This is a genomic window from Lacinutrix salivirga (genome assembly GCF_053604675.1).
In genome coordinates this window covers 1-7,383 of sequence record NZ_JBSHNP010000125.1, presented here as the reverse complement: position 1 = coordinate 7,383, position 7,383 = coordinate 1, and the positions used below count along the sequence as shown (strand labels likewise).

The window sequence follows — 7,383 nt, the reverse complement described above, 5'->3', positions numbered from 1 at the left end:
AGAACTGTACGAAATCTGTGTAGAAAAGAGAGGGGATTTTCAATGTTGACGAAGTCTAGGCTTCTGCGTATATAATAACCTTACTCCTCTCTTTTGTCTTTTCTGTTTATTTATCTAATTTAATGAATTGTAAACTTAAGTCGTGTATAAAAAATCGCTATATTGTGCTTAAATTATGATCGTTGCTCTTTTGTTACTTCTGATTTTCCTGCGGAAAATCCTCGCATACAAATACGCAACTTTTCATACACAAACACGTTGTAACCAATTATGCAAGAAACTTCAGAACATACCATTTTACCTATCGAATCAGTCCAGGAAAGAGATGTTGATTTAATTTTATTAGAGGAATTATCGACTGAAAATTCTTTTTGTAATTGGTTTATTTCGGAAATGAATTTACCTGAATTTTCTTCCTCAAATGGAACTTGGAGAAGTATAACAGATTTTGGATTGGGAGAAACCGATTTGCTATTTTCTTATAATTCAAATAACGAAAAAGTATTCGTGCTGATTGAGAATAAACTTGACGCTACTTTTCAAGATGAGCAATTTATTCGTTACGAAAAAAGAGCAAAAGAATATGTTAGAAAAAAAAAATGTGATAACGCTTATTGCATTTTAGTCGCACCAAATCTATATTGTGAAAATCAAAATGACTTTGAGAATTACATTTCATACGAAACTATTTCAAAATTATTTGAGAAACAAAACACGAAAAGAGGACTTTTTAAAAGTCAGTTAATGCAAATTGCAGTTGAAAAATTACGCAGAGGATATCAACCTGTGAATTCTGAACCTGTTCAAAAGTTTTGGCATAACTATTGGAATTTTAAAAATGACAAAATCCCGAGTTTGACGATGAAAAAACCGAGTATTGTTCCTCATAATAGTGATTGGCCAATGCTTTACGACAACGATTTAAAAGGGATTATTTTTTATCACAAATTAGCTCAAGGAAATTCAGATGCAACATTTCAAAATCCGACAGAAAATATTGAGTTAAAAATTAAAGAAAATTTATCAGAAGGTCTTAAGTTTATAAAACACAGTAAAAGTTTTTCAATTCGAATATCATCAGAAAAAATTGACCGAACAAAAGATTTTAATGAACAAATTAAACAAGTAGAAATCGGAATGAAAAATCTAGAAAAAATAAGAGATTGGATAAAAGAAATCGGAATAAATAACTGGTTACAACAATGTGTATAATTCATTGCTAGTTAAAGCCTATCTACGAAAGTCCTCGCGGACTTTCTATCTGTGATTTATTTGCTAACTTTAGTGCTTAAACACGCAACGAAATCATACACAAGACCGTTGTGGTTAATATTGACCAAACATTAAACTGAATTATTAACATTTAAAACAAACGGTATGAAACAAAAAATGAATCAATTACTCAAAACCGGAATTCTAATTTTAGGATTTTCTTTATTCACTATTAGTTGCTCTAAAGAAAATATTGCTGAAATTAAACAGACCGAAACACAAAAATTACAAAGCAAATATACTTTAGACAACTTTGATGATGTTTTCATTAAAAATAATCTTAAAATTGATTGGGATGATTTTAAATCCAATGTAAATTCTCAAAATGAAGTAATCGCTTATGAATTTAATACAAGTTTTGAGGTAAAAAGCTCTATTGAAAATTATGCTAAATATAAACTCTTAGCCTCTAAAAACGTAGTCAATGCATGGAGTTTTGAGATTATCAAATTTTCAACAAATAAAGAAAACATAAGTAATGATTTAAGTTATTTCATGCTTAATCATTTTACAGGAAGTATTTATCATTATAACTTGAAGGGAGATAACACTTTAATAAAAGTTTTCGAAAATGGAAAAATTATAGAAAAAATTACGGTTAAAGACTTCGATAATGTTAACACTCTAGCTAAAGCTCCTGCTGTTGGCGGAACACATTGTTTGGGATGTTGGTCTTTAGTAAGAACAGAACATTATACAGATTGGTATACCAACTCTGGTGGTGGTTCTACATTATATTATTCTCACTCTACTTACAATGGTGCAACAACGGAATGGGTATATATTCCCGGAAATGGTGACTATAATGGAATGCCTTATGACCCAGAAGATGGTGCATATCATAACCACTATGATTATCCTCATGGTGGCGGAAACACTGATAATCATGTCGATGAAGATATTGCAGAAAGTATTGATGATGTTCCTCCTAATTGTGAAAGTTTTAATTATTCAAGGGTTGGAACAACTAATTGGCAAACAGCAGCCGTCTCTGGTATCCATGAACTATTTATAGTTTTAAACTGGGATTGTGTAGGATATGATTGGGGAATTTTTACACAACCTTTATATTTCCAACTACCTATAAATGCAGCTCATCCACTGGGTAGTGGTACAACACAAATTGAATCGGCTGCTTATTTACATTCTGCTTTTTTAGAATTCCAAAATTGGTACCAACAAAACGCCTGTAATTCTGGAGGCGAAGCCTTAGAACAACAACTGTTAGATTACATTAAGGACGAGTTTGAAGAACACGGAGGTAATGTTACACTAACTCCGCCAAACGGGTTTAGTGGCACTATAACCCCTTATTCAATAACTTGGGTTGGATATGGTAATTGTGATTAATTTAAAACAAATTATGATGAAAAAAGTATATGTATATATAATAGCGACAGTAATATTATTGATTCTAATTTATTTTTTTGGAATTACTAAGACAATTTCTGAAAATATGGAATGGAAATCTTTTAAAATCAACACTAAAATTTTTCTTGCTTTAGTTTTAATTTATTCGGGTTTTATTTTTTTTATCTATAAAAAATACTAACCACAACACGGTATATAAAAAATAGCAGTTAAGTGTCAAATCATAGGTTTGGTTCTTTTCTGCTATCTTTGTTTCTAAACTGAAAAATGGCACACACAAGCCTGCTACTTTTCATATACAACAACGTTGTACACAAGCTAAATCCAGCCGCATATTTTAGCACATTTGGTTTTGCCAACGACCAAAACCAAAGCATAAAAACCAAAAGAGCTAAAATTTTCCAACGCTCGAATTGAATAACCAAACAATATTTTTATATTTGACAAAAAAAGTCAAATCATGTTGGATACGATAATTTCAATTGGAGATACTCTCAAAGAAATAAGAGAAACTAAAGGATTTCATCTTCAAGAAGTTGCAGACAAAACTTCTATTAATTATACTTCATTAAGCAGAATAGAAACTGGCAAAAGACTTCCAACAAAACCACAAGTACAGAGTTTAGCTGAATTTTACAGTTACAATGAAAACGACTTAATTAGACAACTAATTAGCGATAAAATAATCTATGAAGTTCAAAATGAGGATTTAGGACTTGAAGGGTTTCATCTTGCGGAACAAAAATTAAAATATGGCTTAAATCTTTTCAATGACTATAAAAATCAAGAAAAGTTTCAACTACAAAGTAGAAGATATATTGGAAATAAAGCAAAATTGACAGATTGGATAATGCAAATTATAGAGTCTGAAACCGAAGGAAATGGAACTTTTATAGATATTTTTTCAGGTACTTCAATTGTCGCTAAATCTGCAATGAAAAAATATAAGACCGTAATTTTAAACGATATACTCTACTCTAACAACATTACCTACCAAGCATTTTATGGAACCTTAAAATGGAATTCAAGTAAACTTGTTGAATTAGCGAACGAATACAATACATTAAATCCAAAATCAATTAGAGAAAATTACTTCTCAAAAAACTTTGGAGGAAAATTTTATGAAAAAGAAATTTCAAAACAAATTGGCTTTATAAGACAGGATATTGAAAAGAAAAAAAAGAATAGTGAACTTAACTCAAGAGAATATGCAATTTTGCTTACTTCTCTAATTTATACTATTGACAGGCTTGCGAATACTGTTGGCCATTTTGATGCTTACATCAAAAAACCAATTGCAAAAAAACCTTTGAATTTTAGATTAATTGAGACAGCAAATTTTAAGGGGACAAAAATATATCAAGAAGATGCTAATGAATTAGCAAGAAATATCAAAGGAGATATTGCATATATTGACCCACCATACAATTCAAGACAGTATAGCAGATTTTACCATATTTATGAGAATCTTGTTCAATGGAAAAAGCCAAAATTATATGGAGTTGCTCTAAAACCTGAACCAGAAAATATGAGTAAATATTGCACTGTTCAAGCGAAAGAAACTTTTAAAGATTTAGTTGAAAATTTAGATGTAAAGTATTTAGCAGTTTCTTATAATAACACATATAAATCAAAGAGTAAATCGTCTGCCAATAAAATTAAATATGAGGAAATTGTTGAAATTTTAGAAAATATTGGAGAAACAAAAATATTTGAACAATCTCATACATTTTTCAATACAGGTAAAACAGAATTTAATGACCACAAAGAATTTTTATTTCTAACAAAAAAATATGACAAATAAAAACAAAGCAATTCGCTCACCATTATTTTATGTTGGAGATAAGTACAAACTATATCCAAAAATTAGTAAATATTTTCCTAAAACAATAAATCGTTTTATTGAGCCATTTACTGGTGGTGGTTCAGTCTTTCTTAATGTTAGTGCAAACGAATATTTATTGAACGATATTGATTCAAATGTTATTGAAATTCACACCTTTTTAGAAAAACAGGCTAAAAATCCTAATTTGTTTTTCAAAAATGTATTTGAAATAATTGAAGAATATGAATTATCACATTCATACATAAAGGATATTGTTCCTCAAGAATTGAGAGATAAATGGAAAAAAACGTACTATGCTAAATTCAACAAAGAAGGATTTAATAAATTAAAAAAAGATTATAACTCTGGTAAAGCAAATACAACCCTTCATTTATATATTCTTTTAATTTTCGGCTTTAATCGTATGTTAAGATTTAACTCAAAAGGAGATTATAATCTACCTGTTGGAAATGTTGATTTCAACAAAAACACTTTAACTGCGTTAAACAATTATTTTGATTTAATTGAAAAGAAAAATACCACGTTTTATAATTTAGATTTTAATGAATTTTTTGAAAAGATCAACTTTCAAGAAAATGATTTCATATATCTTGATCCACCATATTTAATTACATTCAGTGAATACAATAAATTATGGAACCAAGAAACTGAAGAAAGGTTACTTAAACTTCTTGTAAACTTGGATGAACAAAATATAAATTTTGCTATTTCAAATGTAACGCACTATAAAGGAAAAATTAACACGCAGTTTTTGAATTGGTGTGAGAGACATTACTCTTTTGATATAAAAAGTAATTACATCAGCTATCACGACAACTCTAACAAAGAGTTTAAGGAAGTTTTAATAACAAATTACCAACCAAAAAAATCTGTTTCTCAAAAAAGGATGAGAGAAACAGAAATCCACTCTTAAAATATGGCTTATAAACAATTATCATTTGAAACATCAGTTAGAAATCCAGCTAGACTTAAATCAATGTTAAAAGTTGCAAAACTCTATGAGGGAGAAAGATTAGATGATCAAACCGTTTTGAGAATAATGTGTGAAATGCATTTACGTTCTCGTTATGATGAATATTCTGATTTACCTACATCTGGATTATTTGAAGTTGCTGAGGATGACACTATTGAAACAATTCGTGAAAATGTAATAGAAGTTCATGAAGGACGTAAACCAATTTACGGTTTTCCTGGAAATAGAACTGGTCAAGGATATTGTAGTCGTTTTGCTGGGTATATGCAAACTCCAAATATGCTTGGATTAGTATATGTACGTTGGGAAGAAATATTAGAATTTTCAGAGATTGGGAATTTGTACATATCAGACGAACTAACAGAACAAGAAGTATTTGCTATGCAGTTGATAAAATTTAATGTAAAAAACCCTTTTAAAACGCAGAGCCTTCAAAACGACTATCGCTATTTCCCTTTCCTTTTAAATTCGATTTTGCAGAAAGAAACAAATAGATTATCATACACTCAAATAGCACTATCAACATTTTCAATTGATGGTAATGTTGACGATTTTTTAAATTTAATTGAAAGACCTATTAGTAATTATGAAGAGTTTTCAGAAAGATTAGAAGAATATGGAAATTTAAAAGGTATTGAAATCAAATGTAATGCAGAAGGAACAGCCTATGGAAGCTCTGGCTATCCTGATCAAATTAGGCGATTATTGATTCTCAGTGGATTGATTTCAGAAAGACAAGGGTTATATGAATTAAATGTAAGAGAATTAGATTTTATTGAAGACTTATTAGCAGTAGATTTTGAAATTTTAGATTCAGAAAAAGTTCCAGATGGAGCTTATTTGTATTTTAAAAAATTAGGTAGTCATTCTATTCAATTTAGAAACATAATAGCTACTAAAAGAGATGCTGAAGTAATTGATGATAACCAAGAAACTGACTATTTAAGGAGAATAGATGAACTTTATAATTTAAACGAACAAGATTTACTTTATAGTATTCAATCAATATCAGATAAAAGAGGATATTTTGTTTGTGGACCAACAGAAGTTACCATACCTGACTTTCTAAGCTATACACTACTTGTAAACAAGCCTCCATTAATGTTAGAGTTTTTAGTCGCTCTTCTAATTTATAAAAAATATGGTGACAATTATTACATAAGGCCAAGTTATAAAACAGATTCTCAAGGAGTTCCAACGGGTTATAAATCCAAAGTAGGTGATATCTATATTTTCTCCAAACACTCCTACGAAACTGTCTGGCTAGTAGAAGTAACAAAAATAACTGATAGAAGTCAACAATTACATAATGAAACAACTACTACTGTAAGACACATTAAAGACGATGAGAGATGGATTGGGTACAATAATAAATACTTGAATATGGTTGCTCCGAATATTCATGATGACACATATAGGTATTTCAGAGTAGAAAGTATTCTTTCTGCTCTAGATTTTTCAACAATAGAATTAATCGAAGGTACAAACAAATTTGAAATTCAAAGAGTTGAGGAAGGAAATTTACTATATATACGACCAATGAATTTTAATGACTTTTTAAATAACATTTCAAGTTCTTCTATTTTTGAATACACTGAGGAAGAATGGTGGAAGAATTGATCTCTAAATGTTTTGAAATATAAGCCATCATTCAATTAAACTTTAGCTTAAAGCCATACACATTTGCAATTCGCACCATCCAAAGCTCAACCCCAAAATTGCAAAAGAGTATGTCTTTCACCAACACTGAATAACAATCTGAACGAAAAAAAAGCCAGTGTACAACAAAGTACTGTGGTAAAAAACAAGTAAAAACTCATTAATTTTTCACTAAAGTACTTCTATAAGAATCATCATATATTAATCCCGATTTTGCAATTGCAAAAGCCTGTTTTAAAAGCTTATTACATACTGCTATTAA

At 29.5% G+C, this 7,383-nt stretch carries 5 protein-coding genes and 1 pseudogene; 5 read left to right on the top strand and 1 reads right to left on the bottom strand.

Annotated elements, in window-relative coordinates; genetic code table 11:
- Nucleotides 1-270: 270 nt before the first annotated feature.
- The 5 genes from ACVC5O_RS11040 to ACVC5O_RS11020 all read left to right on the top strand — a co-directional run bounded on the left by ACVC5O_RS11040 (nt 271) and on the right by ACVC5O_RS11020 (nt 7,082).
- Nucleotides 271-1,212: a PD-(D/E)XK nuclease family protein gene (locus ACVC5O_RS11040; RefSeq protein WP_452221537.1), complete on the top strand. Its 942-nt coding sequence runs from the start codon at nt 271-273 to the stop codon at nt 1,210-1,212.
- A 165-nt stretch (nt 1,213-1,377) separates the two neighbouring features.
- On the top strand, nt 1,378-2,622 hold the full coding sequence (locus ACVC5O_RS11035; protein ID WP_452221536.1) for a hypothetical protein: 1,245 nt from the start codon (nt 1,378-1,380) through the stop codon (nt 2,620-2,622).
- Nucleotides 2,623-3,106: 484 nt separating this feature from the next.
- Nucleotides 3,107-4,447, top strand: a complete 1,341-nt coding sequence (locus ACVC5O_RS11030; protein ID WP_452221535.1) for a DNA adenine methylase — start codon at nt 3,107-3,109, stop codon at nt 4,445-4,447.
- A complete protein-coding gene (locus ACVC5O_RS11025; protein WP_452221534.1) occupies nt 4,437-5,402 on the top strand; it encodes a DNA adenine methylase in 966 nt (321 codons plus the stop codon). The genes ACVC5O_RS11030 and ACVC5O_RS11025 overlap by 11 nt, the downstream gene beginning before the upstream one ends.
- A 3-nt stretch (nt 5,403-5,405) precedes the next feature.
- Nucleotides 5,406-7,082 carry an AlwI family type II restriction endonuclease gene (locus tag ACVC5O_RS11020; RefSeq protein WP_452221533.1) on the top strand — a complete coding sequence of 559 codons (1,677 nt, stop codon included), beginning with the start codon at nt 5,406-5,408 and terminating at the stop codon, nt 7,080-7,082.
- A 199-nt stretch (nt 7,083-7,281) separates the two neighbouring features.
- Here the strand turns inward: ACVC5O_RS11020 and ACVC5O_RS11015 are convergent.
- Nucleotides 7,282-7,383, bottom strand: a pseudogene (locus ACVC5O_RS11015) (IS110 family transposase); the annotation flags it as partial.

Coding starts and splice junctions, on each gene's coding strand:
- ACVC5O_RS11040 (WP_452221537.1), top strand. CDS start 271: ATGCAAGAAACTTCAGAACATACCATTTTACCTATCGAATCAGTCCAG.
- ACVC5O_RS11035 (WP_452221536.1), top strand. CDS start 1,378: ATGAAACAAAAAATGAATCAATTACTCAAAACCGGAATTCTAATTTTA.
- ACVC5O_RS11025 (WP_452221534.1), top strand. CDS start 4,437: ATGACAAATAAAAACAAAGCAATTCGCTCACCATTATTTTATGTTGGA.
- ACVC5O_RS11020 (WP_452221533.1), top strand. CDS start 5,406: ATGGCTTATAAACAATTATCATTTGAAACATCAGTTAGAAATCCAGCT.